Below are 25,901 nucleotides of genomic sequence, written 5' to 3'. Positions count from 1 at the left end.
GGCAGGCAGACGGATCGGCAGGCCGGCAGGCAGACGGGTCGGCCGGTCGGCCGGTCGGCCTGCCGGGACGGTGAGGGTGAGGATGAGGGCGTATGCGCGCGGTGGTGTTCGAGCGGTTCGGTGAGCCGGCCGAGGTACGGGACGTGCCGGACCCCACCCCGGCGGTCCACGGAGTGGTCGTCCGCGTCGAGGCCACCGGCCTGTGCCGCAGCGACTGGCACGCCTGGATGGGCCACGACCCCGACATCACCCCGCCGCACGTCCCCGGCCATGAGCTCGCCGGGGTGGTGCAGGAGGTCGGCGCCGGGGTGACGCGCTGGCACCCCGGCGACCGGGTCACCGTCCCGTTCGTCTGTGCCTGCGGCGGCTGTGCCGCCTGCGCCGCCGGGGACCAGCAGGTGTGCGAGCGGCAGACCCAGCCGGGGTTCACGCACTGGGGTTCGTTCGCCCAGTACGTGGCCCTGGACCACGCCGACGTGAACCTGGTGGCGCTGCCGGACGGACTGTCGTACGGCACGGCGGCCTCCCTGGGATGCCGCTTCGCCACGGCGTTCCGGGCGGTGGTGGCGCAGGGCCGGGTCGCGGCGGGCGAATGGGTGGCCGTGCACGGCTGCGGGGGAGTGGGCCTGTCGGCGGTGATGATCGCGGCGGCCTCCGGGGCCCGCGTGATCGCCGTCGACGTCTCGCCCCAGGCCCTGGACCTCGCGCGGAAGTTCGGGGCGGCGGCCTGCCTGGACGCCTCGGGGGTGGGAGACACGGCCGAGGCGGTGCGGGACCTCACCGGCGGCGGTGCCCACCTCTCGCTGGACGCCCTCGGCTCCCCGGTCACCTGCGCGGCCTCGGTCGGCAGCCTCCGCCGCCGGGGCCGCCACGTCCAGGTCGGCCTCCTCCCGTCGTCGACCGGCACGACCCCCGTCCCCATGGCCCGCGCGATCGCCCTGGAACTGGAACTCCTCGGCAGCCACGGCATGGCGGCCCACGCCTATCCGCCCATGCTGGAACTGGTCCGCTCGGGCGTCCTGCGCCCCGACCTCCTGTTGACCTCGACGATCCCGCTGGACGCGGTCCCCGCGGCACTCGCCGCGATGGGCACGGCCCCGGGCAGCGGAGTCACGGTCATCGAGCCGTGGGCGGACCGTTCGTGAAGGTCAGCGAGCCGTGAGGTCGGCCCGGCCGGTCTCGGGCCGCGCGCGACGCGCGGCCCACTCGGGGGCCAGGATCGACATCCGGACGGCGTCGATCCACTCCCCGTCCTGCCACAGCGTCTGCCGCTCCACGCCCTCGGCCACGAACCCCGCCTTCTCGTAGGCGCGCCGGGCCCGGGGGTTGTGGGCGAAGACATACAGCGACACGCGGTGCATGCCGAGCCGTTCGAAGGCGTGGCCGACCGTCAGCCGCACGGCCTCCGTGCCCAGCCCCCGATTCCTCCCGTCGGGACCGATCAGGATCCGCAGGCAGCAGCTGCGGTTGGGCTCGTCCCACTCGTTGAGCACGACCTCGCCCACCAGCTCGCCGCTCGTCCGGTCCACGATGCCCAGATCGAGACGGTCGGTCTGCTCGTTGCGGCTGCCGTACCAGGTGCGCAGCCGCTCCGGCTCATACGGTCCGTCCTGGCTGCCGGTGAGCCGGATGACGTCCGGGTCGGCCAGGATGCGGGCCATCACGGCGGTGTCGTCCGCGGTGAACGGCCGCAGTACGGTCCTCTCACCGGTGAGCACGGGTTTCACGGAGAAGCTCATCCCGGAATCCTCGTCGGCGCGAGGAGACGGGGGCAAACGCTTAAGAGCTCCGAACAAGAGTGGAGTCCGATCGGCTCGCGGCGTCTGGTGCGTGCGATCGCAAGGCGCCGGAAGCTCCTTGTAGCGGGACTACCAGGGGCTTCGGCAACGCGGCGAGCGTGCGTGCCAGGCGTCGCGAGCCGGGCTCCACTCTTGTTCGGAGCTCTAAGCCGGGTGGTCGGTGAGCGCGGTCGTCAGTCGACCGTCCTGCGCCCCCGGTTGCCGGGTCTGGAGGCGACCCAGGCTCGGACTGTGTCCGCGTACCAGTAGGGCTTGCCGCCCTCCACATGGTCGGGCGGCGGCAGCAACCCGTGTTTGCGGTAGGAGCGGACGGTGTCGGGCTGCACACGGATGTGCGCCGCGATGTCCTTGTACGACCAGAGGCGTCGGTCGGTCATCTGGCACCTCCCCGCGCGCACCGCGGTGGCGGCCGGGAAGACCGTCGGGGGAGCCGGGCGCTGCGCTGGCGATCACAAGCCTGTGCTCGCTCAACGACGCACAGTGATCACCGGGAAGTCGCCGTGGGCCACATGTGACACAACCCCCGCGCACCCGTGACACATGTGACAGAACCAAGTCATTCGTGACAGTGATGACGAACAGGGCGCGCCTCCGCAGCCGCCGCCCGCCCCCGGTAGGGGCGCGGGGAACTGCGCGACCAACCACGACGCACCCGCACTCGCGACGATCCCCCAGCCCCCGGGTGCTGTGCGCCACCGCACACTCCGGGTGCCGCTGATCCACAGCACCACAGCACCACAGCACCCGGCCCGGCCAACCCAGCGGAGCGCCTACGCCCCGCAGGACCTCAGGAACGCCCGCGTCCGCTTGGCGATCGGCAGCGGAGCGTCCGGCTCGCACGGATACATGTCCTGCTCGACGATCGCGAACAGATCCACGTCCAGCTTCTGCGCGGCCGCCAGCACCGGCCCCAGTTCGGGCACACCCTTCGGCGGCTCGCACATCACGCCCTGGGCGACGGCGGGCCCGAACGGCGTCCCCTTGGCCCGGACGTCCGCCAGGATCTCGGGGTCGACCTGCTTGAGGTGCAGGTAGCCGATGCGCTCGCCGTACGTCTCGATCAGCTTGACGCTGTCCCCGCCGCAGTACGCGTAGTGCCCGGTGTCGAGGCACAGCGACACCACCGAGGGGTCCGTGCCGTCCAGGAAGCGGACGACGTTCTCCTCGCTGTCGATGTGGGTGTCGGCGTGCGGGTGGACGACGATCTTCAGGCCGTACCGCTCCCGCACCTCCCGCCCGAGCCGCTCGGTGAGCTGGGTGAGGTGCCGCCACTGCTCCACGGTCAGCTCGCTGGGCTCCAGCACCTCGCCCGTCTTGTCGTCCCGCCAGAAGGACGGGATGACGACGAGGTGCCGGGCGCCCATGGCCTGGGCGAGGACCGCGTTGTCGGCCACGTGGGCCCAGGTCTTCTCCCAGACGTCGGGGCCGTGGTGCAGCCCGGTGAAGACCGTGCCGGCCGACACTTTCAGGCCACGTCTGGCCGTCTCCTCGGCGAGAACGGCGGGGTCCTTCGGCAGATAGCCGTAGGGGCCCAGCTCGATCCACTCGTATCCGGCGGCGGCCACCTCGTCGAGGAAGCGCTGCCAGGGGACCTGCTGGGGGTCGTCGGGGAACCACACACCCCAGGAGTCGGGCGCCGAGCCGATCCGGATGCGCGAGAGTGAGGACTGAGGTGACAACGACGTCATGGCGGCCAGCTTCAGGCCGGAACCGAAGGGTGTCAATAGGTAGTCCGAATGTCTGGACAAAACATTGACAGGGTCGCTCCCGCGGGGCTAGACCTTGACGGAACCGGAGCGTGAAGGGAACTCGATGGCGTACGACCTGATCACCATGGGGCGGATCGGTGTGGACCTCTACCCGTTGCAGACGGGCGTCCCGCTGCCGCAGGTGACGTCCTTCGGGAAGTTCCTCGGCGGATCGGCGACGAACGTCGCGGTGGCCGCCGCCCGGCTCGGCCGGGACACCGCCGTCATCACCCGCACGGGCCAGGACCCGTTCGGCGAGTACCTCCACCAGGCGCTGCGGGACTTCGGCGTCGACGACCGCTGGGTGACACCGGTCCCCGGCCTCGCCACCCCGATCACCTTCTGCGAGGTCTTCCCGCCGGACGACTTCCCGCTGTACTTCTACCGCCGCCCCAAGGCGCCGGACCTGGAGATCGACGCCCACGAGCTGGACCTGGAGGCCATCCGCGCGGCCCGTGTCTTCTGGGTCACCGGCACCGGCCTGAGCGAGGAGCCCAGCCGCACGGCGACGCTCGCGGCCCTCGCCCACCGGGCCAAGGCGGGCATAACCGTTTTCGACCTCGACTGGCGCCCCATGTTCTGGACCGAGCCGGCCGCGGCCCGCCCCTTCTACGAGGAGGCCCTGCGCCACACCACCGTCGCCGTCGGCAACCTCGACGAGGTCGAGGTCGCCACCGGCGTCCGCGAGCCGCACGCCGCCGCCGAGGCCCTGCTGGCCGCCGGGGTGGAACTCGCCGTGGTGAAGCAGGGACCCAGGGGCGTACTGGCCGTGCACCGCGACGGCAGGACGGCCGAGGTGCCACCGCTCCCGGTGAACGTCCTCAACGGACTGGGTGCCGGGGACGCCTTCGGCGGGTCCCTCTGCCACGGCCTGCTCGAAGGCTGGGACCTGGAGAGGATCATGCGGCACGCCAACGCCGCCGGCGCCATCGTCGCCTCCCGCCTGGAGTGCTCCTCGGCGATGCCCACGGCCGAGGAGATCGAAGCCGCGGTCACGGCGGGAGAAGTGCGGTGAGCATCGACGTCTCCGCCCTGGTCCGCACCCGGGTCCACCACCCCGAGGCGATCGCCGAGGCCGCCGCCCGGCGGGTCCGCCGCCCCCTGGTCGGCGACTCCGGCCGGCTGATGATCGTCGCCGCCGACCACCCGGCCCGCGGCGCCCTCTCCGTCGGCGACCGCAGGCTCGCCATGGCGAACCGCGCCGACCTCCTCGAACGGCTGTGCCTGGCCCTCGGCCGGCCCGGCGTCGACGGGGTGCTGGCGACCGCCGACATCCTCGACGACCTGCTCCTCCTCGGCGCCCTCGACGGCAAGGTCGTCATGGGCTCGATGAACCGCGGCGGACTCGCGGGCGCCTCCTTCGAACTGGACGACCGCTTCACCGGCCACCGCCCCCAGGACATCGAGCGCCTCCGCTTCGACGCGGGCAAGCTGCTGCTGCGCGTCGACTACGACGACCCCGGCTCCCTCGACACCCTGGAGTCCACCGCGCACGCCGTGGACGCCATGGCCGAGCGGCGGCTCCCGGTCTTTGTCGAACCGTTCATCAGCCGCCGCGACCCCGCCACCGGCAGGGTCAGGAACGACCTGAGCGCCGACGCGGTCACCCGGTCGATCGCCATAGCCGCCGGACTCGGCGGCACCTCCGCGTACACCTGGCTGAAGGTGCCGGTCACCGAGAACCCCGACGACATGGCCCGCGTCATGGAGACCTCGACCCTGCCCGCCGTCCTCCTCGGCGGAGATGTCGGCGAGGACCAGGAGGGCGCGTACGAGAAGTGGCGGGGCGCGCTGCAACTGCCCACCGTCCAGGGCCTGGTGGTCGGCCGCTCGTTGCTCTACCCGGCGGACGGCGACGTGACCGCCGCCGTGGACACCGCCGTAGGACTGCTGTGAGGGCCGCATGACACACAAGACCGAGCTGTACGTCCCCAAGGGGACGACCGCCCAGGGGGACTACACCCTCGACATCGACCCCGAGCTGGCCGGCTGGACCCACAGCAGCCTGCGCGTGGTGGAGTTGGAGCCGGGCGGCACGCACGCCTTCGCCGCCGGGGACAGCGAGTGGATCGTGCTGTCCCTCAACGGCGCCTGTACGGTGCGGGTATCGGAGGATCCGAGCGCATCGGACGGCGACGGTACCGCAGAGTTCGACATCCTGGGCCGCGAGGACGTGTTCGCCGGAGTCTCCGACTTCGTCTACGCGCCCCGCGACTCCCGGGTACAGATCGCCTCCGGCGCGGGAGGCCGCTTCGCTTTGGCAGGAGCGAGGTGCGAGCGACGACTCCCCGCCCGCTACGGCCCCGCGCCGGAGGTTCCCGTCGAAGACCGCGGCAGCGGCAACTGCGCCCGCCAGGTGCGCAACTTCGCCTCCGCCGACGCCTTCGAGTGCGACAAGCTCATCACCGTCGAGGTCATCACCCCGGGCGGCAACTGGTCCTCGTACCCGCCGCACAAGCACGACGAGAACCGGCCGGGGGAGGAGACCGAGCTGGAGGAGATCTACTACTTCGAGATCGACGGCCCGAACGGCTTCGGCTACCAGCGCGTGTTCCCCTCCCGCGAGGGCGGCTCCGACGTGCTCGCCGAGGTCCGCTCGGGTGACGCCGTCCTCGTCCCCGACGGCTGGCACGGCCCGTCCATCGCACAGCCCGGCCACAGCATGTACTACCTGAACGTGATGGCCGGTCCGGGCAGCGAGCGGCAGTGGCGGATCTGCTTCCATCCCGATCACACGGAGGGGTACCGATGACCACCGGGACCACGCGGCTCACCGTCGCCCAGGCACTGGTGCGGTTCCTCGCCGCCCAGTACACCGAGCGCGACGGCGAGCGGCAGCGGCTGATCGGCGCCACCTGGGGCATCTTCGGCCACGGCAACGTCGCGGGACTGGGCCAGGCGCTCGTCGAGTACACCGACGTCATGCCCTACCACCAGGGCCGCAACGAACAGGCCATGGTGCACGCGGCCGTCGGCTACGCCCGGCAGTCGGGCAGGCTGTCCACACACGCGGTGACGACGTCGATCGGCCCCGGCGCCACCAACGTCGTCACCGGCGCCGCCCTCGCCACCATCAACCACCTCCCGGTGCTGCTCCTGCCCGGCGACATCTTCGCGACCCGGCCCGCGGACCCCGTCCTCCAGCAGCTCGAAGTGCCGTACGCGGGCGACATCAGCGTCAACGACGCACTGCGCCCGGTGTCGCGCTACTTCGACCGGGTCACCCGCCCCGAGGCGCTGATCCCGGCCGCCCTCCAGGCGATGCGGGTGCTCGCGGACCCCGTCGACACGGGCGCCGTGACCCTCGCCCTGCCACAGGACGTGCAGGCGGAGGCGTACGACTGGCCGGAGGAGTTCTTCGCCGAACGCACCTGGCACGTACGGCGGCCCGCGCCGGACCAGGCCGAACTCGCCGACGCGGTACGGGCGATCCGAGAGGCCCGCCGTCCGCTGATCGTCGCCGGCGGCGGTGTCCACCACGCCCGCGCCGAGGAGGCGCTCGCCGAACTCGCCGCCACCACCGGCATCCCCGTCTCCTCCACCCAGGCCGGCAAGGGCTCCCTGCGCCACGACCACCCGCAGGACGTCGGGGGCATCGGCCACACCGGCACCGCGACGTCCAACGAACTCGCCCGCACCGCCGACCTGGTGATCGGCGTGGGCACCCGGTACACGGACTTCACCACCGCCTCCGGCACCCTCTTCGCCGCCGACGGTGTCCGCTTCCTCAACCTCAACATCGCGCCCTTCGACGGCCACAAGCTCTCCGGGCTGCCGCTGATCGCGGACGCGCGGGCCGGCCTGGAAGAGCTGGCCGAGGCGCTGGAACTGCACGGGCACCGGGTCGCGGACGCGTATGTCTCCGAGTACACCGAGGACAAGCAGCGCTGGGAGCACCGGGTCGACGCCTGCTACGAGGCGGAGGAGCCGGACACCCGGCCCACCCAGGCCCAGGTCCTCGGCCTCCTCGACGAGATCGTCGACGAGTCCGACATCCTCATCAACGCGGCCGGATCCCTCCCCGGTGACCTGCACAAACTGTGGCGGGCGCGGTCGCGGGACCAGTACCACCTGGAGTACGGCTACTCCTGCATGGGCTACGAGATCCCGGCCGCGATCGGTGTCGGCATGGCCGCTCCCGGGCGCCCGGTGTGGGCGCTGGTCGGCGACGGCACGTATCTGATGATGCCGACGGAGATCGTCACGGCCGTGCAGGAGAACGTGCCGATCAAGATGCTGCTGGTGCAGAACCACGGGTACGCCTCCATCGGCGGCCTGTCGGAGTCGGTCGGCGGGGAGCGGTTCGGCACCGCCTACCGCCACCGCAACCCCGCCGACGGCACGTTCACGGGCGCCCCGCTGCCCGTGGACCTCGCCGCCAACGCGGCCAGCCTCGGCATGCGCGTCCTGCGCGCCAAGACCGTCCGCGAACTGCGGACCGCCCTCGCCGAGGCCCGGGCCGCCGACACTCCCACTTGTGTCTACGTGGAGACCGAAACCGCAGACACAGTGTCGGGCCCGCCCCCGGCGCAGGCCTGGTGGGATGTACCTGTGGCCGAGACCGCGACCCGAGCGTCGGCGGTCAAGGCACGCGAGGAGTACGACCGGCACGTCTCTACCCGACGCCGCCATCTGTAAGAAGGAGTCTTTCGGCATGACGAAGATCGTCAACCACTGGATCGGCGGCAAGACCGTCGAGGGCGCGTCGGGTACGTTCGGTCCGGTCACGGACCCGGCGACCGGCGCGGTCACCACCAAGGTCGCCTTCGCGACCGTCGACGAGGTCGACGCGGCGGTACGCACCGCCAAGGAGGCCTTCGCCACCTGGGGCCAGTCCTCGCTGGCCCAGCGCACCTCGATCCTGTTCAAGTTCCGCGCGCTGCTGGACGCCAACCGGGACGCGATCGCGGAGCTGATCACCGCCGAGCACGGCAAGGTGCACTCGGACGCGCTCGGCGAGGTCGCGCGCGGCCTGGAGATCGTCGACCTGGCGTGCGGCATCACCGTGCAGCTGAAGGGCGAGCTGTCGACGCAGGTCGCGAGCCGTGTGGACGTCTCCTCGATCCGCCAGCCGCTGGGTGTCGTCGCGGGCATCACGCCGTTCAACTTCCCGGCGATGGTCCCGATGTGGATGTTCCCCATCGCCATCGCGTGCGGCAACACCTTCGTGCTGAAGCCGTCCGAGAAGGACCCCTCGGCGTCCATGAAGATCGCCGAGCTGCTGGCCGAGGCCGGGCTGCCCGACGGTGTCTTCAACGTCGTCCACGGCGACAAGGTGGCCGTCGACCGCCTCCTGGAGCACCCGGACGTCAAGGCGGTCTCCTTCGTCGGTTCCACCCCCATCGCCCGCTACATCCACACCACGGCCTCCGCGAACGGCAAGCGCGTCCAGGCCCTGGGCGGCGCCAAGAACCACATGCTGGTCCTCCCGGACGCCGACCTGGACGCCGCGGCGGACGCCGCCGTCTCCGCCGCGTACGGCTCGGCCGGTGAGCGCTGCATGGCGATCTCCGCGGTCGTCGCGGTCGGCGCGATCGGCGACGAGCTGGTGGACAAGATCCGCGAGCGCGCCGAGAAGATCAAGATCGGCCCCGGCAACGACCCGGCCTCCGAGATGGGCCCGCTGATCACCAAGGTCCACCGCGACAAGGTGGCCTCGTACGTGACGGGCGCGGCGGCCGAGGGCGCCCAGGTGGTCCTCGACGGCACCGGCTACACGGTCGACGGCTTCGAGGACGGCCACTGGATCGGCATCTCGCTCCTCGACAAGGTGCCCACCACGGCCAAGGCCTACCAGGACGAGATCTTCGGCCCCGTCCTGTGCGTGCTCCGCGTCGACACCTACGAGGAGGGCATGGCCCTCATCAACGCCTCGCCCTTCGGCAACGGCACCGCGATCTTCACGCGGGACGGCGGCGCCGCCCGCCGCTTCCAGCTGGAGGTCGAGGCCGGCATGGTCGGCGTGAACGTCCCGATCCCGGTCCCGGTGGGCTACCACTCCTTCGGCGGCTGGAAGGACTCCCTCTTCGGCGACCACCACATCTACGGCAACGACGGCACCCACTTCTACACCCGGGGCAAGGTCGTCACGACCCGCTGGCCCGACCCGGCCGACGGCCCGACCGGCGTCGACCTGGGCTTCCCGCGCAACCACTGAGGCCGTACGGTGCCCCGCCCCCACCCTCGCGGGAAGGGGCGGGGCACCGCCGTGTCCGGGTCGGGGACCGGCCCCGGCCGCCGCGTCCGGGCCCCCGGGTCAGCCCTGCTGCCCCAGGTTCTCCCGCAGAGCCTCGCTGACGTCGGCGGTCTCCCCGGCGGGCGGGACCTTCACCTCGGCGGTGGCGCCGAACTTCTCGAAGTCCATGGTGACGGTCATGGCGCCCATCTTCTGGCGCAGCCGGACCGGCAGGTCGTCGGCGCCGACCCACACGTCCATCGTGACCTTGTCGGCGCCCCCGGTCACCGAGTCCAGCATGCTGCCCTCACCGGAGAAGGCGTCCTGGAACCTGCCCATCTGCTCCCTGCCGAGCACGGCCCGGTAGTGGGTGGCGGACCGCCCGTCCACGCGCTCCTCGCCGAGGTCCTCGAAGCCCTTCGCGTACTTCAGGCTCCGCATGGACGCCGCCGGGCTCGCCCCGCTGCCGCCGCTGAAGGCCTGCGCGCCCTTCTCGCCGAACACCACCGACCCGTCGACCTTCAGCCACTCCTTGCCCTTGTAGGGACCGGAGGTCATGGGGTCGACGTTGTAGTAGTAGGCGCCGTCCACGAAGAGGGCGTGGATGGTCGGGTCGTCCGTCAGGTCCTGCATCCCGGCGGCCCTGGTGTCCATCTCGATGTCGTACGCGTAGCCGTCGCCCCAGGAGTACGTGCCCTCCATGGTGACCGGGCCGTCACCCGTGTCGGCGGTCATCTCCACCTCGGCGGAGCCCAGCTCCTCGGTCCGGTCCGTGGCCCGCGTCAGCGCCGCCAGGATCGCGTCGGACTTGTCGACCGTCTCGGCTGCCCGCCTGACGCTCTCCGCGCCGCCGCACGCCGTCACCGCCAGGAGCGCCGTCGCCGTGACCCCCACCCAGGCCGCGGTCTGCCGCAGCTTCATGTGTCCCACCCCGAAGATCCCTGCCCCTGCCGGACATGTGTGTCAGTTGTGAGGGGCGACTCTATCCGGCCCCACCGACACTCCCGCCACTGGAAAAAGCGGCCGCTCGGCGCCCCGGCAGGCCGAGGGCCGGCGGTCCGCTTATCAGGTTGCTGTCAGTCCGCGCCGCGCCCCCGCGTACCGCGACCGCTGTATGGCGAAATCCGCCCGTACGACTGTGGGATGGCTCACTGATCCGACCGGAGGCTGCCGTGGGGTGCCGACGGAGCCCCGTACCGTTGACGCATGGATCTTCGACTGCCCGGACTGCGACTGCGTGGCGCGCTGCGGCGGAGTCCGCGGCGGACCGTCGCCGCCGCGGCCGCCGTCGTCGTGCTCGCCGGCGCGGGCACGTGGACGGCCACCGCCTCGGACGAAGCGGCGCCGGTGAAGCGCACGGACCAGGTCATGGCCATGGGCGAGGGCGTACGCATCGACACCTCGTACTTCACCTCCGGCCCGGACGGCCGCCGCCCGGCCGTCCTGCTCGGGCACGGCTTCGGCGGCAGCAAGAAGGACGTCCGGCGCCAGGCCGAGGACCTCGCCCGCGACGGCTACGCGGTGCTGACCTGGTCGGCGCGCGGCTTCGGCGACTCCACCGGAAAGATCGGGCTGAACGACCCCGAGGCCGAGGTCTCCGACGTCTCCCGGCTGATCGACTGGCTCGCGAAGCGCCCAGAGGTCCGGCTGGACAGGAAGGGCGACCCGCGGGTGGGCGCCGCCGGCGCCTCCTACGGCGGGGCGATCTCACTGCTGGCCGCCGGGTACGACGACCGGGTCGACGCCATCGCCCCGGCGATCACGTACTGGAACCTCGCGGACGCCCTGTTCCCGAACGGTGTGTACAAGAAGCTCTGGGCCGGCCTCTTCTTCAACACCGGCGGCGGCTGCGCGAAGTTCGAGGCCGACCTGTGCGCGATGTACGAGCGGGTCGCCGAGTCCGGTGAGCCGGACGCGGAGGCGGTCAAGCTCCTCGAAGAGCGCAGCCCCGAGGCCGTCGGCGACCGCATCCAGGTGCCCACGCTGCTGCTCCAGGGCCAGACCGACTCCCTCTTCCCGCTCGGCCAGGCCGACGCCGCCGCCAAGGCGATCAAGGCCAACGGCGCGCCCGTCGACGTCGACTGGATCTCCGGCGGCCACGACGGCGGCGACATGGAGACCGGCCGTGTCCAGTCCCGCGTCAACGCCTGGTTCGACCGCTATCTGAAGGGCGACGAGAGCGCCGGCACCGGCTCGGCGTTCCGCGTCACCCGCACCCTCGGCACCGGCTCCGGCGACGGCGAGCCCCGGCTGAGCGGCACCACCGACGACAGCTACCCGGGCCTGGAGAGCGACCGGCGGTCCATCGCCCTCACCGGACGCGAGCAGAGCTTCGAGAACCCCGCCGGCGCCAGCCCGCCCGCCGTCTCGGCCCTGCCCGGCATCGGCGCCGCCACCGGCGGCCTCACCCAGCTGTCCTCGCTCGGCGTGAGCCTCTCGCTGGACTTCCCCGGCCAGTTCGCCGCGTTCCAGTCGAAGCCCGTCACGGACGACCTCCAGATCACCGGCTCGCCCACGGCCACCGTCCATGTGAAGTCCACCGGCGACGACGCCGTCCTCTTCGCCAAGGTCTACGACGTCGGCCCGGACGGCCGTTCCCAGGTCCTGCCGTCCCAGCTCGTCGAGCCCGTCCGGGTCCGGGGCGCGAAGTCCGGCAAGGACGTGAGGCTCACCCTCCCGGCCATCGACCACGAACTCGACGACGGCCACAGCCTGCGCCTGGTCCTCGCCTCCACCGACCTCGGCTACGCCTCCCCGGCCGCCCCTGCGACGTACACCGTCTCGCTGAAGGGGGACCTGGAGGTGCCGACCCCGCTCGGCGGGGCCGACCGCGCGGACGTCCTGCCCGCCTGGGTCTGGTACCTGCCGATCGGCGGGGCGGTCGTCGCGGCCGCCCTGCTCGTCACCGGCCGCCGCCGTATCACGACCCCCGCTCCCGACCCGGCGCTCGCCGAGGTCCCGCTCCAGATCACCGATCTGAGCAAGAAGTACAAGAACGGCGACCGGTACAGCGTCCGCGACCTGTCCTTCCGCGTCGAGAAGGGCCAGGTGCTCGGTCTCCTCGGCCCGAACGGCGCCGGCAAGACCACGACCCTGCGCATGCTGATGGGCCTGATCCGGCCGGACGGCGGCGAGATCCGCGTCTTCGGCCACGCGATCGTGCCGGGCGCGCCCGTGCTGTCCCGCGTCGGCGCCTTCGTCGAGGGCGCGGGCTTCCTCCCGCACCTGTCCGGCCGGGAGAACCTGGAGCTGTACTGGCGGGCCACCGGCCGCCCGGCCGAGGACGCCCACCTGGACGAGGCACTGGAGATCGCCGGCCTCGGCGACGCCCTCGCCCGCGCGGTGCGCACCTACTCCCAGGGCATGCGCCAGCGCCTGGCCATCGCCCAGGCCATGCTCGGCCTGCCCGACCTGCTGATCCTCGACGAGCCGACGAACGGCCTCGACCCGCCGCAGATCCGCGAGATGCGCGAGGTCATGATCCGGTACGCGGCGGCCGGCCGCACCGTCATCGTCTCCAGCCACCTGCTGGCCGAGGTCGAGCAGACCTGCACCCACCTCGTTGTCATGGACCACGGACAGCTCGTCCAGGCGGGCCCGGTCGGCGAGATCGTCGGCTCCGGCGACACCCTGCTGGTCGGCACCTCCACCCCCGTGGAGGACCCCGTCGTCGAAAAGATCGCGGCACTGCCCGGCGTCGACTCGGCCGTACGCGCCGACGGCGGACTGGTCGTCCGCCTCGACGCCGACGGCAGCGCCCGGCGGCTGATCGCCGAGCTGGTCAGGCTGGAGGTCCCCGTCGACGCGGTCGGCCCCCACCGCCGCCTCGAAGACGCCTTCCTCACCCTGATCGGAGAGTCCGCATGAGCACGCTGGAGAAGCGTGCCGAGCACGCAGAACCCGGGCACACGACCCCCGTCGAGGTCGCCGACGGCTACCGCGCGGGGCGCACCCTTCCCCTGCGGGTCGAGCTGGTCCGGCAGCTGAAGCGCCGGCGCACGATGGTCATGGGCGGCATCCTGTTCGCCCTGCCGATCATCCTGGTGATCGCCTTCCAGGTCGGCGGTACCCCGGGCGAGGGCAACAACCGGGTCAACCTGATGGACACGGCGACCGCGTCCGGCGCCAACTTCGCCGCGGTGAACCTCTTCGCCGCCGCCGGGTTCCTGCTGGTCATCCCGGTCGCGCTGTTCTGCGGCGACACCGTCGCCTCGGAGGCCAGCTGGTCCTCCCTGCGCTACCTCCTCGCCGCGCCCGTACCCCGCGCCCGGCTGCTGTGGTCCAAGCTCGTCGTGGGCCTCACCCTCAGCCTCGCGGCACTGGTGCTGCTCCCGGTCGTCGCCCTCGCCATCGGCACGGTCGCCTACGGCTGGGGCCCGCTGGAACTGCCCACGGGCGGCGAACTGTCCCCGGGCGCCGCCGCCCAGGCCCTGGTGATCACCGTCGGGTACGTCTTCGTGTCCCAACTGGTCACCGCGGGCATGGCGTTCTGGCTCTCCACCAGGACCGACGCCCCGCTCGGCGCGGTCGGCGGAGCCGTGGGCCTCACCATCATCGGCAACGTCCTGGACGAGGTGACCGCCCTCGGCGACTGGCGCCACTTCCTGCCCGCGCACTGGCAGTACGCCTGGCTCGACGTCGTCCGCCCGCAGCCCGACTACACCGACATGATCCAGGGCGTCTCGGTCTCGGTAACGTACGCGCTGGTCCTGTTCGCCCTGGCCTTCCGCGGTTTCGCCCGCAAGGACGTGGTCTCGTAGGTCAACGGAGGATCACCCACCGGTCTCGGCGGGCCCCGTCGTGGCCGCTTCGAGACCCATCCGCAACGCCCCGGAACGCACGAACGGGCCCCTCCGGCCGTCACAGTCACAACAGTCGCCCACGACAGCGGCGACGGACGACGTGCCGAGGGGGCCCGATGCACACGTACGGCAGCACAGGGACGACACGACGACTGACCACCGCACTCCTCGCCCTGGCCACCGCCGGGGCCCTGCTCCTCACCGGCTGCGGCCGCAGCGGCGACGGCGACTCCTCGGGATACGACCGCTCGAAGGGCGGCGGCCGCACCGCCGACGGCTTCCCGGCCCCCGCCCCCGACGGAACCGGTGAGCGGCGCGGCGAGCAGCCGGACGGCGAGTCCCGCGACATCGCCCCGTCGCCCGACCATCTCTCCACCTTCGCCCTGGACGTCGACACCGCCTCCTACGGCTACGCCCGCCGCACCCTGGAGGACGGCAGCCTGCCCGACCCGACGACCGTCCGCCCGGAGGAGTTCGTCAACAGCTTCCGCCAGGACTACGAGCGCCCGGACGGCGACGGCTTCTCGGTCACCGTCGACGGCGCCCGCACCGGGGACGACGGCTGGTCCCTGATCCGCGTGGGCCTGGCCACCCGCGCCGCGGAGAGCGACCGCGAACGACCGCCCGCCGCCCTCACCTTCGTCATCGACGTCTCCGGCTCCATGGCCGAACCCGGCCGGCTCGACCTCGCCCAGGACGCCCTCGGCAGGATGACGGACCGGCTCCGCGACAACGACTCCGTCGCCCTTGTCACCTTCAGCGACACCGCCGAGACCGTCCTGCCGATGACCCGCCTCGACGGCAACCGGGCCAGGATCCACGACGCCGTCGACAGCCTGGAGCCCACCGACTCCACCAACCTCGGCGCGGGCGTCGAGACCGGATACGAGAGCGCCGTCGAGGGACTGCGCGAAGGCGCCACCAACCGGGTCGTGCTGCTCTCCGACGCCCTCGCCAACACCGGCGAGACCGACGCCGACACCATCCTCGAACGCATCGGGAACGAGCGCCGCGAACACGGCATCACCCTCTTCGGCGTCGGCGTCGGCAGCGACTACGGCGACGCCCTCATGGAACGCCTCGCCGACCGGGGCGACGGCCACACCACGTACGTGTCCACGGAGAAGGAGGCCGAGGAGGTCTTCTGCGAGCAACTTCCGCGCCACATCGACCTCACCGCCCGCGACGCCAAGGCCCAGGTCGCCTTCGACCCGGCGACGGTCGAGGAGTTCCGCCTCATCGGCTACGACAACCGGCAGGTCGCCGACGAGGACTTCCGCGACGACACCGTGGACGGCGGCGAGGTCGGCCCCGGCCATACCGTCACAGCCCTCTACGCCGTCCGCACCAGGGCGGGCGCCGAAGCCGGCCACCTCGCGACGGCCACCGTCCGCTGGCTCGACCCCGACAGCCGCACCCCGCACGAGGAATCCGCGGACATCGAGGCCCCGGCCCTCCACAGCGATCTGTGGACCTCCCCCCGGGGCCTTCAAGTGGCCGTCGTCGCCGCCTACTTCGCGGACGCCCTGCGCGACGGTGCCGGCCTCGGGCCGGCGCTCCCGGGCCGGCCGCCACTCGGAGTGCTCGCCGAGCGGGCGTGGGAGCTGGCACGAGACCATGAGGACGGCGATCTGCGCGCCCTCGCGGAGGCCATCGAGAAGGCAGCCGCGCTGCGCCGCTGAGCACACCGGGGCCACGTCATCGCTCACCGCTCGCGTCGTCGGTGCCGTCGCACCGGCCGGCACCGTAGTCGAGCCGCCGTGCCGTCTCCACCAGGGCGTCCAGAGGGGCCTCACCACCGGAGCGCCGACGCGGTACCGCACGGACCTTTCGCCAGACCCTCAGCCATGATCGACGGAGCCGAGCCCACAGGGAAGTTTCATTCATATTCTTGGATGATCTTCAGAGTGCAGAGAGGAGCGTGAACCCGATATCAAACGCTCCAGGGGAATTCGCCATGGCACGCCACCCCTTCCGCCCGACGCGGGTATCCATCAGCATGAACAGGCCGGGTCTGACCAGCCTTGGCTGTGAGGGGGAGAACGCCGCGTCCGACGGATCCGGAGGAACCTCATGCGAACCATCAGCGGGCAGGCCACGGAGTGGCTCGCCGCTGCCGCGACCGATCCACGCGACTGCAAAAGGCGGTGGCACGGAGAAAGCGGCGTCGCAGTACTCGCCTGCGGACGGTTCTGGGATGTGCTGAGCGTGCCGGAGGAGTTGGGCGTCCTGGCCCTGGACGCCCTCCTGCGCGTTCCACGGGCGCCCGGCCCCGTGCTGGCGGACGCCGCCGCCGGCCGCGTGGGCTTCTTCCTGCCACCGGATCCCACGGGCCGCTGGGTCGGCAGGGACGTCAGATACCTGGGCAAGGACGCATGGATCACGGTGCCGGCCCCGCACCGGGCGTCGGGACGCCTCCGCTGGCTGATCCGCCCCGACGGCGGGGGAACGCTCTTCGCCCCCGACGCAGTCGAAGCCGCCCTCCAGCAGGCGCTGGGCACACTCGCGGCACAGGCCGCCACGCGGCGCAGCTGCCCGGTGTGCGGAGCCCGGACCGCGGAGGCCCGCCTGCTCAGCGGCGACCGGTCCGGCTGACGACGACGGGTCCGGTCGCCGCCGACGCCGTGCGGCGGGACCGGCGGAGCCCCGGCGCGCCCCGCCACCGGCAGACCGGCGGCCCGGTTCCGGCGCCTCCGCCAGGGCGCCTGATGGCCTGGCCGCACACCGCCGGCGACACCGCCGGCGCCACGCCGTGCACTCGTGCGCCGACAGCCGCCCGGTGCCCGCCTGACGGCGCGTGCCGAGGGCGGCGGGGTGGGGCGGATGCACGGCGGACGCTCTGAAAGGCGGCCCGTGCGGGGCCGGTTCGCCCTCACGCTCGAGAAGGAGGTCTTCTGTGGTGACTGTGCGATGCATGTCTCCGTCAATGCCCTTGCGGGGTCGGGCGATACGCGCGCTTCCCGGCATTGCCCGCATCGAAGGAGGACGGGTCCCCCGATCGGGGCCATGGGATCGTCGGACAAGCATGTCGGTGTCGTCCGGCCCCCGGTCCGGCCGAGGGCGTCGGGAGGCCGTGACTCGCGGCGGCGACGCGACTCGGAGGTCTCGTGTGCCGGACCTCCATGGGACCAGGACAAGGCGTGCGCGCGCTGTCCGACCGCACGGGAAGCAAGGGGTTGTTGTGCCGAGTGGCGTCGTGAAGTGGTTCGACCAGGACCGGGGCGTGGGTGTCATCTCGCGGGACGGCGGAGCACCGGACGTCGTCGCCAGCCGCTCCGCCGTGCACGGCCGCGCCGATCGCACACTCCTCGCGGGTGAGCGGGTGCTCTTCGACGTCACCGAGGACTCGTCCGGCATCCGGGCCGACAACATCTGCCGCGTCGCGCCAGGCGTCGTGCGCCGCCCCCCGGCCGAGGAGCCCGCGGCCCGCGCCCCCTCGCGGCCGCCCGCCCCGACGCTCTGCTGAACGACGGCGCCGCGCCCCGCTCCCGCGCGCCAAGGGGCCCCTGTCCGGGGAGGGGCCACTTGGGGCGGTCTGCACCGAAGCATTGAAAATTCATTACTTGCGGGTAAGTTATCTGTCCGGCAAGCACACGAGGCATGAGGCAGCACGCCGGCACAGCCGCGACCGGGAGCCGTCATGGGCGTACGCAAGGACTTGAAGCAGGCGAAGCAGCGCAGCGACCTGGCAGGCCGTGTCACGGTCGAGGTCATCAGGGACGACCACGGTGTCGTCCGCGAGGCACGCACTCCCGCCATGGCGTCGCGGCCGGCCACCGGAAGCATGGCCGACCTTCCGTTCATCAACGCGACCGAGGCTCCCGAGGCCGTGGTGCTCCGCCGCAAGGAGACGGGCGCCTGGCGTCCGGTCACGGCCGCCGAGTTCGCCCGGGAGGTCACCGCCACCGCGAAGGGACTCATCGCGGCCGGCCTCGAACCGGGCGGCCGTGTCGCGCTGATGTCCCGCACCCGCTACGAGTGGACGGTCCTCGACTTCGCGATATGGGCGGCCGGCGGTCAGAGCGTCCCCCTCTACGCCACGTCGTCGGCCGAGCAGATCGAGTGGATCGTGCGGGACTCGGGCGCACACCTGGTGATCGTGGAGACCGCCGAGAACGCCGCGGCCGTGCGCGCCGGCACCGCGGCCCACCCGGTGCCGCCGCGCTGCTGGCAGATCGACGAGGGCGCCATGTCCCAACTGGCCGCTCTCGGCAGGGATGTCCCGGACACGGAGGTCGCCGAGCGCCGCGCCGCCCTCACCCCCGGCACCGTCGCGACCGTCTGCTACACCTCCGGTACCACGGGCCGGCCGAAGGGCTGTCTGCTCACCCACGCCAACCTGCACGCGGAGGCCGCCAACACGGTCGAGTCGCTCCACCCCGTCTTCAAGGAGGTCACCGGCCAGGCCGCCTCCACCCTCCTCTTCCTGCCGCTCGCCCACATCCTCGGCCGGACGATCCAGATCGCCTGCCTCCTGGCCCGCATCGAGATGGGCCACTGCCCGAGCCTCAAGCCCGCCGAACTCCGGCCGGAGCTGAAGGAGTTCAGGCCCACCTTCCTGGTCGGCGTGCCGTATCTCTTCGAGAAGATCCACAACACCGGGCGCGCCACCGCCGAGCGGATCGGACGCGGCGCCTCCTTCGACCGCGCGCACCGGGTCGGCGTCCGCTTCGGCGAGGCGCACATGAACAGGTTCCTGGGCCGGGGTCCCGGCCCCGGCCCCGCCCTCTACGCCGCGTGGGCGCTGTACGACCTCCTGGTCTACCGTCGCATCCGCAGGGAACTGGGCGGCCGTACGCGCTATGCCATCAGCGGCGGCTCCCCGCTCGACCGCGACCTCAACCTCTTCTTCTATGCCGCGGGAATCCTCGTCTACGAGGGCTACGGCCTCACCGAGACCACCGCCGCCGCCACCATCGTTCCGCCCCTGGGCCCCCGACCGGGCACCGTCGGCCGGCCCGTCCCCGGCACCGCGGTCCGGATCGCCGACGACGGCGAGGTCCTCATCAAGGGCGGCATCGTCTTCGGCTCGTACTGGAACGACCAGGCCGCCACGGACGCCGTCCTGACCGACGGCTGGTTCGCCACGGGCGACCTGGGCTCCCTCGACGAGGACGGCTACCTCACCATCACCGGCCGCAAGAAGGACATTCTGATCACCTCCGGGGGCAAGAACGTTTCTCCGGCCGTTCTGGAGGACCGCCTCCGCAGCCGCCCGCCGATCGGCCAGTGCATCGTCGTCGGTGACAACCGCCCGTTCGTCGCCGCGCTGATCACCCTCGACCCCGAGGACGTCGCCCACTGGCTCTACGTCCGCGGCATGCCCGCCGACACCCCGCTGACCGAGCTCGTCTGCGACCCGCGGATGCGCGCCGACGTGCAGAAGGCCGTGGACTATGCGAACCGGGCAGTCTCCCGTGCCGAGTCCATCCGCGAATTCCGCCTCGTCGAGGGCGAGTTCACCGAGGACAACGGGCTGCTCACCCCGTCCCTCAAGGTCAGGCGGCATGCGGTGACGGAGGCGTACGCGAAGGAGATCGCGGCACTGTACGGCGACTGACTCCCCGCACACACCAGCGAGAAGGTCACGACGGCTCCGTCACTCGGTAGGCGGAGCACCGACGTTGCTGGGCGTGGCACGTTGCGGGGCCCAGGGCACCGTGGTCGCATCTCTCGAAAGGCGCAAAAGGGATCTCCTGGCGCCTTATCGAGGGCGGGTCGCCTGTGGGCGGTCCGCCCCTGTGACAACGTGGAAGGACCCATGCCTCACCTCATGCTTCGTTCGGCGGCCACCGCGCTCCTCGCTTCCGCACCCCTGTGGACGGTCGCGCCCGCTCAGGCTGCCGTACAGCAGAACTTCCCCTGCGACGTCGGTCTTGAGAAGGTCGGCAAGAGGAACACCGCGAGGATCGACCTCAACGTCACCTGTTCCAGGGCGCGGACTGTCCGTGTGACGATCTCCTCGGGCACAACCCAGCTCGCGAAGGCCCATCTCGCCGTCAAGGCGGACGTGCAGCGCACCGTCTCTGTCACCGTGCCGAAGGTGCAGGAGGTCTGTGCCACGGTGCGGACCGGTGGCAAGAGCCTGACGATCTGCAGCGGTTGACGGCGCCGCCTCGCCGGCATCCGTCCGCGTCACCAGTCTGAGATGTGCGGCCGCCGCCGCCCGGTCCCCGCATCGCGGGACCGGGCGGCGGCGGCCTTGTTGCGCAGAGCCCGACCGGTCCGCGTATTTCCGGTGTGCCAAAAAGATGAGACGCCCACTCAACGCCGTTGCGGAGATGGCGTGCGACGGCTCCCGAAGGTGTCCGAATGTGCCGCGGCCTGCACCTTATGTAATTCATATCACCCGCAATGCGGGGCCATCCGGATGAAGTTGAGGGGTCAAGGCCCTCTGAAGTGGTGTGCGGTTCGGAGTTGGGGCAATATCGGTTCCGTTCTTCCAACGGGGAAGGACCGAAACGGAGAAATTCAATGCGTAAGAGCATGAAGTTGGGTGCCGCCTCGACCCTCGCTGCGGTGGCCATTGTCGCCGGCTCTGCCACGGCGGCCAGCGCCAGCGCCGGTCACACGGCGGATGACCCGTACGTCTGCGGCAACACCGAGGCCGAGGCCGACGGCGACGTCTCGGGCGACGGCTCGGTCCCGAACTGCCAGTTCGGTGACATCAACATCTTCAACACCAACACCAACGACCTCGAGTCCGAGAACGACAACGAGAACGTCAACGTCAACGACAACGAGAGCGACGCTGCCGCTGCTGCGACCAGCTCTCTCGACGTGGCGGTTGACCTGGGTGGTCTCCTCACGCCGCCTACTCCGTGACATCTGCGTAACTGACGCAGCTCCCCGAGCTCGGACGGTGACTTCCCGAGCACCGTTCGGCGGTCACGGGCAGCCATTCTCGATTTTCGAGGATTCGTGACTATAGCTGAAAGCGTCTCTCCCTGACCGGCGGATGGGGAAGCATTCTCATCCGCCGCAGGAGGGGCGCTTTCTGTTTCACGGAGTGTCGTCACCATAATCGCCGGACCTCGGGCGATGATGCGAGGAGCACACCGGAGGGGAAATGAGTGACACGATCATTCTGCCGCGTTGTCCGGAAACGGGAAAGGCCTCGTTCCGTACAGAGGGCGAGGCTCGTGCGTGGTTGGTCAGACAGCCGCTACTGGAGCGGATCCCGGACCGAATCTATCAGTGCCCGTGCTGCCGGTACTGGCATTTCACCGGATCGCACCATCTGACGAGCCAGAAAATCAAGTGGCGGCGAAATTACGGCCGGCGTGAGGCCGCTTCCCGGCGCCATCGTGGGAGGAGAGGGAAGAAGTGACGAGCGTGTGGCCGGCCGAACCGCGTCGCGGCTCCTGATCTTCCGGCTACCGCTGCAGGGCCCCTGGTTCATTCCGGTGTGCGACCCACAAGACCTTCACCAGTTCTTCGAGCAGGAAGACGACGAGATTGCGACAGAACCTGAGCAGGGGATTGTTCGTGGCCGCCGCCGCGACGAGCATCCTGCCCCTGTACGGTGTCCCCGCGTTCGCGGACTCCGCGGCCGGGCATGCCTGTGGCAGTTCAAGCGACAAGGTCGCCTCATTGGACCGGTCCTTTGAGAAGCACTGCGACGCCGGCCCCAACCCGCGCGCTGCCCACGAGTTCGGCCCCAGCGAGGGCTACACGCACTTCGGCCGGAGTCACCTCGAAGGCCACGCCGGTGACGAAGGCCGTGCCGGCGACGAAGGCTACGGCGACGAGGCCGGCTACGGGGACGAAGGCTACGGCGAGAAGCCCGGCTACGGCGAGGACGCCGGCTATGGCGACGACGGCTATGGCGAAGAGCCCGGCTACGGCGACGACGGCTATGGCGAAGAGCCCGGCTACGGTGATACTTCGCCGCCGGTCACGACGCCTCCGGCGACACCGCCCCATACCCCCCCGGTGACGACCCCGCCCGCGAGCCCGTCACCGACGAAGCCGCCGGCCCTCGCCGACACCGGCAGCGAGGAGCAGGTGATCGTGGCGTCGGGCCTCGCCGCGATCCTGCTGACAAGCGGAGTCGTCATGTACCGAAGGGGCCGCGGGGGCGCCCACCGGTAATGGCTCCTCATCCCCCGGGTGCCGGACGCACACCGTCCGGCACCCGAGTGCGTCGCCGACCGGGCGCGGGCACACACCGTGCGCGGTGCAGCGGACATCCATACGTGTGATCAGCGGAGCGCACACGACCGAACGGGGCGGCGCGCATTGCGGCTGCTGCCGTGCAGACGAATGAGCAGCCATGGCCACTCAGCGACGGCTCCGCAGCCGATCGTCCGTGTAGGCCGTAAGCCGGTGTCGCCGGAGCGGCCGCCCTGCTGTCGGGTCCGGGATACGCGGTGGGTACCGGGGCGGAGGCGGCTGCCAAGGAGCCGACGACGCCCGCGACGACCCGGGGGCGCGTCGTTCACTTCCCCCGCACCGCCTGCCCGTTCCGACGTGCCCGCCCCGCTCCCGGCCATCGGTGCCTATCTCCATTACGGCCCCGAAGGCGTGCGGCGGTTGGACGGGCTCCGCCGGTGGCTGGGCGGCGCCGAACTGAGGGTGGGGCGCACCTACCTCCCCGGAGACCTCCCTCGGTGGAGCGCTCCCCGGCCTGCCGCCCGCGCAGTCATCCGCGGAGTCATGAGTGTCGGGCCGCGTGCCTGAGGCGAAGCAGGCGCACGGTCCTCGGTGTCGTGCCGACCCCCAGTGGGTCGGTACCACTTTTTGTCCCGGGCGGATTACCTCCGCCCTCGCTCATATGAAATGGGAAATGCCCGGATGCGGTGCGACACGGGCCTTCAATCGGGTGAGTTCCCGCCGAAGGCGAGGGTATTTCCCCTGCCCGGGGTTTCCGTGGTGCCCGGAGCTCGTTGAAGGTGGCGAAGTGATTCCGCTGGTGGCTTCCGCGTTGCCCGGGAAGGGAACACGATGAAGTCCTCGCAGGCCGCCTCCGTGCCCGTCGGTCCCGTCGTGGTCCGCGGTGCCGCCGTGCCCGTCGCGGACCGCGCCAGCAGGTGCGCCACGCCGAAGGGCCTCGTCGGAGCGGTGGAGAGCCCGGCCGGGAACCGGAGCCCGGCGGGCTCGCCGGGTCGCGCCGCCGCTCGGCGGCCGAAAGACCGTGTGAAGGCGGCCGACGGGAGGACCGGGCATTCCGTGCTCCGCCCGTCCGAGTGCGCGAAGGAATTCCTCGCCCGGCCGGGGAAGGCGGTGTGACGGTGGAGTCACTTGCCGGACCGAGCGGCTGCGGCTCTCATCCATCCCGGTTTCCCGTGGATGCGGTCCCGGCCTTTTGCCCAGGCTGTCCGTCCCGTCGTGGACGGGTAAGGAGACAGAGCATTGCCCACAAGCCAGCCACCCCCACTGTCACCGCCGCATCCTGCCGCCCCCACGGCCGTCGGCCACCGGAAGACCACCGGACGGCGCCGGCTGCTCTACGGGCTGTTCGCGTGCGGGTCCCTACTGGCGCTGTCGCCGACGCTGAGGGCGTCCGGGTCAGCCGATCCGGCGCAGCGGGGCTTCGACGTGACCTACGGCGGACGCCGCATCGTCGGCGCCCTGGACCCCGCCGACCTGTTGCCGGGCGACGCCTCCGGAGGGTGGCGCGTCACCGTGGACGGGCAGCCGCTGCATCTGATGCGCCGGGCGGACGGCAGCTGGATGAGCATGATCGACCACTACGGGTCCTACCCGACCCCGCTCGCCGCGGCGCGCGCTGCCGTCGACGAACTGCGCCTCGCCACGGGGCTGGGCGCACCCGGCCACGGTGCTTCGCCGAGTGGGCACAAGGGAACCGAGGGAGGCCACGGCAGTGGTGTACACGCGTAAGGACGTCAGCACGCTGACCAGGACCGAGCGGCGCCGGTTCGTCGCCGCGCTGCTGGAGGTCAAACGCCGCGGCGAGTACGACGAGTTCGTGCGCATCCACATCGACTACTACGTGCCCGACGGCGGGCGCGGACTGCGCGCCGCCCATATGTCGCCCTCGTTCCTGCCCTGGCACCGCATGTTCCTGCTGGAACTGGAGCGCGCGCTGCGCCGGGTGGACGAGTCGGTGACCCTGCCGTACTGGGACTGGACGCGCGACCGCACCCCGACGGCGGCGCCGTGGACCGACGACCTGCTCGGCGGCACCGGCCGGCGCTCCGACCGGCAGGTCATGACCGGCCCCTTCGCCTTCCGGAACGGGCGCTGGCCCATCAGGGTGGGTGTCACCGACGCCGACTACCTCATGCGCGATCTGGGCCGCCCCCGTGATCCGATCGCTCTGCCGACGAAGAAGGACCTGGAGTGGGCCCTCAGCGACCCCGTCTACGACACGGCTCCCTGGGACTCCACGTCCGCGAAGGGGTTCCGCAACAAGCTGGAGGGATGGGGGCCGGGGCGGGGACCCGCCTCGTGGCGCACCCATAACAGGGTCCACCGCTGGGTGGGCGGGCACATGGTGGGTGGCGCGTCCGTCAACGACCCGGTCTTCCTGATGCATCACGCCTTCGTCGACCTTCTCTGGACCCGCTGGCAGCGGCGGCACAAGGGCGCCCGGTATCTCCCGGCGAAACCGCCGGCGCCTGGCAACCCACAGCGCGGCCGGGTCGTCGCCCGGAACGAGAAGATGCCGCCCTGGGGCGTGACGCCTCAATCGATGGAGGACCAGAGCCGCATCTACCGGTACGCGTAGCGCGTACGGGTGAATCGGTGGGTCCGGCATGGATGACGGGCCGTTCCGCCGGACCGTCCGCGTGACCGCGGTTCGGCGGGCCACATGTCCCGCCTGGCGGACCACGAGGGCATACCGCCCGCTCAGGTCGCCGAGTGGGCCGGCAACAGTGTGCCCGTGCTGCCGGCCACCTATGCCCGGTGCATCGGCGGGCAGCTGTCTGACCGGAAACGGCGACTCGAAGCCGCTGGCGATCTGCCGGACACTGTCGAAGATCAGTGCGCTGTTTTCCCCCGGCGCTCGCCGGAAACAGTCCTGGGCGGCGCCGAAAACATCGACACGCATACGGCACGGCGACCCGCAGAATCCCGGCGACAGCCGTACAGCCCCGGAGTCCCGCCCTCGGTCACGGAGGGCGCTCCGGGGCTTTCTGGCGGGTCCCGATATGGCGTCTGACCAGCAAAAATGCCCTCCCGGAGGAGGGCGGGGTATGGGCGCCCCCGGCAGGACTCGAACCTGCGGCCAAGCGCTTAGAAGGCGCCTGCTCTATCCACTGAGCTACGGGGGCCTGGTGTGTTGGCCTCTGTCCTGGGGCCCGGGTGTGGGCTGATCCGTGACGGTGCCGGGGACAAGGATAGGGCTCCCAGGTCCTTGTCCCTGCTGCTTCGCCTCCATGGCTCGATGTGGAGGTTCGGTGAAGCGGTC

General features: G+C 71.4%; 21 protein-coding genes and 1 tRNA gene. 17 read left to right on the top strand and 5 right to left on the bottom strand.

Annotated elements, in window-relative coordinates; translation table 11 throughout:
- Positions 1-92: 92 nt before the first annotated feature.
- The gene (locus tag AC067N_RS07550) at positions 93-1,145 is read left to right on the top strand and encodes a zinc-dependent alcohol dehydrogenase family protein (RefSeq protein WP_478677964.1); all 1,053 of its coding nucleotides are present in this window, start codon (positions 93-95) and stop codon (positions 1,143-1,145) included.
- Between the two features lie 3 nt (positions 1,146-1,148).
- Here AC067N_RS07550 and AC067N_RS07545 read toward each other — a convergent pair whose 3' ends face one another.
- From AC067N_RS07545 to AC067N_RS07535, 3 genes are all read right to left on the bottom strand, one after another.
- Positions 1,149-1,739, bottom strand: coding sequence for a GNAT family N-acetyltransferase (locus tag AC067N_RS07545; RefSeq protein ID WP_478677963.1), 591 nt, complete (start codon positions 1,737-1,739; stop codon positions 1,149-1,151).
- 233 nt (positions 1,740-1,972) lie between these two features.
- Positions 1,973-2,176: a helix-turn-helix transcriptional regulator gene (locus AC067N_RS07540; RefSeq protein ID WP_478677962.1), complete on the bottom strand. Its 204-nt coding sequence runs from the start codon at positions 2,174-2,176 to the stop codon at positions 1,973-1,975.
- A 393-nt stretch (positions 2,177-2,569) separates the two neighbouring features.
- Positions 2,570-3,487 carry a sugar phosphate isomerase/epimerase family protein gene (locus AC067N_RS07535; protein WP_478677961.1) on the bottom strand — a complete coding sequence of 306 codons (918 nt, stop codon included), beginning with the start codon at positions 3,485-3,487 and terminating at the stop codon, positions 2,570-2,572.
- 124 nt (positions 3,488-3,611) lie between these two features.
- On the opposite strand from AC067N_RS07535, the gene iolC reads away from it, so the two are divergent.
- The 5 genes from iolC to mmsA are packed head-to-tail and all read left to right on the top strand — an operon-like array spanning position 3,612 to position 9,704.
- Entirely contained in the window at positions 3,612-4,562 is a 951-nt protein-coding gene (gene iolC / locus AC067N_RS07530; RefSeq protein ID WP_478677960.1) for a 5-dehydro-2-deoxygluconokinase, read from the top strand.
- The gene (locus AC067N_RS07525; RefSeq protein ID WP_478677959.1) at positions 4,559-5,443 is read left to right on the top strand and encodes a Cgl0159 family (beta/alpha)8-fold protein; all 885 of its coding nucleotides are present in this window, start codon (positions 4,559-4,561) and stop codon (positions 5,441-5,443) included. Before iolC ends, AC067N_RS07525 begins: the two co-directional genes overlap by 4 nt.
- Before the next feature lie 7 nt (positions 5,444-5,450).
- Entirely contained in the window at positions 5,451-6,299 is an 849-nt protein-coding gene (gene iolB / locus AC067N_RS07520; RefSeq protein ID WP_478677958.1) for a 5-deoxy-glucuronate isomerase, read from the top strand.
- Positions 6,296-8,185 (top strand): 3D-(3,5/4)-trihydroxycyclohexane-1,2-dione acylhydrolase (decyclizing), encoded by a 1,890-nt coding sequence (gene iolD / locus AC067N_RS07515; protein ID WP_478677957.1) that lies wholly within the window; start codon positions 6,296-6,298, stop codon positions 8,183-8,185. The genes iolB and iolD overlap by 4 nt, the downstream gene beginning before the upstream one ends.
- Positions 8,186-8,201: 16 nt before the next feature.
- Positions 8,202-9,704, top strand: coding sequence for a CoA-acylating methylmalonate-semialdehyde dehydrogenase (mmsA, locus tag AC067N_RS07510; RefSeq protein WP_478677956.1), 1,503 nt, complete (start codon positions 8,202-8,204; stop codon positions 9,702-9,704).
- 99 nt (positions 9,705-9,803) lie between these two features.
- On the opposite strand, the gene AC067N_RS07505 is transcribed toward mmsA, so the two are convergent.
- Positions 9,804-10,643, bottom strand: coding sequence for an SCO4651 family lipoprotein (locus tag AC067N_RS07505; RefSeq protein WP_478677955.1), 840 nt, complete (start codon positions 10,641-10,643; stop codon positions 9,804-9,806).
- Positions 10,644-10,928: 285 nt separating this feature from the next.
- On the opposite strand from AC067N_RS07505, the gene AC067N_RS07500 reads away from it, so the two are divergent.
- From AC067N_RS07500 to AC067N_RS07450, 11 genes are all read left to right on the top strand, one after another.
- On the top strand, positions 10,929-13,589 hold the full coding sequence (locus AC067N_RS07500; RefSeq protein WP_478677954.1) for an alpha/beta fold hydrolase: 2,661 nt from the start codon (positions 10,929-10,931) through the stop codon (positions 13,587-13,589).
- Positions 13,586-14,482 carry an ABC transporter permease gene (locus AC067N_RS07495; protein ID WP_478677953.1) on the top strand — a complete coding sequence of 299 codons (897 nt, stop codon included), beginning with the start codon at positions 13,586-13,588 and terminating at the stop codon, positions 14,480-14,482. Before AC067N_RS07500 ends, AC067N_RS07495 begins: the two co-directional genes overlap by 4 nt.
- Positions 14,483-14,640: 158 nt before the next feature.
- Positions 14,641-16,206 carry a vWA domain-containing protein gene (locus AC067N_RS07490; RefSeq protein WP_478677952.1) on the top strand — a complete coding sequence of 522 codons (1,566 nt, stop codon included), beginning with the start codon at positions 14,641-14,643 and terminating at the stop codon, positions 16,204-16,206.
- 391 nt (positions 16,207-16,597) lie between these two features.
- Positions 16,598-17,119 carry a hypothetical protein gene (locus AC067N_RS07485; RefSeq protein ID WP_478677951.1) on the top strand — a complete coding sequence of 174 codons (522 nt, stop codon included), beginning with the start codon at positions 16,598-16,600 and terminating at the stop codon, positions 17,117-17,119.
- Positions 17,120-17,705: 586 nt separating this feature from the next.
- On the top strand, positions 17,706-17,990 hold the full coding sequence (locus AC067N_RS07480; protein ID WP_478677950.1) for a cold-shock protein: 285 nt from the start codon (positions 17,706-17,708) through the stop codon (positions 17,988-17,990).
- Between the two features lie 174 nt (positions 17,991-18,164).
- The gene (locus tag AC067N_RS07475) at positions 18,165-20,084 is read left to right on the top strand and encodes an AMP-dependent synthetase/ligase (protein WP_478677949.1); all 1,920 of its coding nucleotides are present in this window, start codon (positions 18,165-18,167) and stop codon (positions 20,082-20,084) included.
- 201 nt (positions 20,085-20,285) lie between these two features.
- A complete protein-coding gene (locus AC067N_RS07470) occupies positions 20,286-20,630 on the top strand; it encodes a hypothetical protein (protein WP_478677948.1) in 345 nt (114 codons plus the stop codon).
- Between the two features lie 368 nt (positions 20,631-20,998).
- Entirely contained in the window at positions 20,999-21,349 is a 351-nt protein-coding gene (locus AC067N_RS07465) for a hypothetical protein (protein ID WP_478677947.1), read from the top strand.
- 663 nt (positions 21,350-22,012) lie between these two features.
- Positions 22,013-22,618, top strand: a complete 606-nt coding sequence (locus AC067N_RS07460; RefSeq protein WP_478677946.1) for a hypothetical protein — start codon at positions 22,013-22,015, stop codon at positions 22,616-22,618.
- A 1,260-nt stretch (positions 22,619-23,878) separates the two neighbouring features.
- Positions 23,879-24,367: a tyrosinase family oxidase copper chaperone gene (locus AC067N_RS07455; protein ID WP_478677945.1), complete on the top strand. Its 489-nt coding sequence runs from the start codon at positions 23,879-23,881 to the stop codon at positions 24,365-24,367.
- A complete protein-coding gene (locus tag AC067N_RS07450; protein WP_478677944.1) occupies positions 24,351-25,217 on the top strand; it encodes a tyrosinase family protein in 867 nt (288 codons plus the stop codon). The genes AC067N_RS07455 and AC067N_RS07450 overlap by 17 nt, the downstream gene beginning before the upstream one ends.
- 474 nt (positions 25,218-25,691) lie before the next feature.
- Here the strand turns inward: AC067N_RS07450 and AC067N_RS07445 are convergent.
- A tRNA-Arg gene (locus AC067N_RS07445) sits at positions 25,692-25,764 on the bottom strand.
- Positions 25,765-25,901: the final 137 nt, after the last annotated feature.

The sequence above is a fragment of the Streptomyces sp. NPDC042364 genome, assembly GCF_056437585.1.
Note: the sequence above shows the minus strand (reverse complement) of the source record. Positions and strands in the feature narration are given on the sequence as shown.

What these genes read in the sequence shown, in the direction of transcription:
- AC067N_RS07550 (WP_478677964.1), top strand. Translation starts at nt 93, where the DNA reads ATGCGCGCGGTGGTGTTCGAGCGGTTCGGTGAGCCGGCCGAGGTACGG.
- AC067N_RS07545 (WP_478677963.1), bottom strand. Translation starts at nt 1,739, where the DNA reads ATGAGCTTCTCCGTGAAACCCGTGCTCACCGGTGAGAGGACCGTACTG.
- AC067N_RS07540 (WP_478677962.1), bottom strand. Translation starts at nt 2,176, where the DNA reads ATGACCGACCGACGCCTCTGGTCGTACAAGGACATCGCGGCGCACATC.
- AC067N_RS07535 (WP_478677961.1), bottom strand. Translation starts at nt 3,487, where the DNA reads ATGACGTCGTTGTCACCTCAGTCCTCACTCTCGCGCATCCGGATCGGC.
- iolC (WP_478677960.1), top strand. Translation starts at nt 3,612, where the DNA reads ATGGCGTACGACCTGATCACCATGGGGCGGATCGGTGTGGACCTCTAC.
- iolB (WP_478677958.1), top strand. Translation starts at nt 5,451, where the DNA reads ATGACACACAAGACCGAGCTGTACGTCCCCAAGGGGACGACCGCCCAG.
- iolD (WP_478677957.1), top strand. Translation starts at nt 6,296, where the DNA reads ATGACCACCGGGACCACGCGGCTCACCGTCGCCCAGGCACTGGTGCGG.
- mmsA (WP_478677956.1), top strand. Translation starts at nt 8,202, where the DNA reads ATGACGAAGATCGTCAACCACTGGATCGGCGGCAAGACCGTCGAGGGC.
- AC067N_RS07505 (WP_478677955.1), bottom strand. Translation starts at nt 10,643, where the DNA reads ATGAAGCTGCGGCAGACCGCGGCCTGGGTGGGGGTCACGGCGACGGCG.
- AC067N_RS07500 (WP_478677954.1), top strand. Translation starts at nt 10,929, where the DNA reads ATGGATCTTCGACTGCCCGGACTGCGACTGCGTGGCGCGCTGCGGCGG.
- AC067N_RS07495 (WP_478677953.1), top strand. Translation starts at nt 13,586, where the DNA reads ATGAGCACGCTGGAGAAGCGTGCCGAGCACGCAGAACCCGGGCACACG.
- AC067N_RS07490 (WP_478677952.1), top strand. Translation starts at nt 14,641, where the DNA reads ATGCACACGTACGGCAGCACAGGGACGACACGACGACTGACCACCGCA.
- AC067N_RS07485 (WP_478677951.1), top strand. Translation starts at nt 16,598, where the DNA reads ATGCGAACCATCAGCGGGCAGGCCACGGAGTGGCTCGCCGCTGCCGCG.
- AC067N_RS07475 (WP_478677949.1), top strand. Translation starts at nt 18,165, where the DNA reads ATGGGCGTACGCAAGGACTTGAAGCAGGCGAAGCAGCGCAGCGACCTG.
- AC067N_RS07470 (WP_478677948.1), top strand. Translation starts at nt 20,286, where the DNA reads ATGCCTCACCTCATGCTTCGTTCGGCGGCCACCGCGCTCCTCGCTTCC.
- AC067N_RS07465 (WP_478677947.1), top strand. Translation starts at nt 20,999, where the DNA reads ATGCGTAAGAGCATGAAGTTGGGTGCCGCCTCGACCCTCGCTGCGGTG.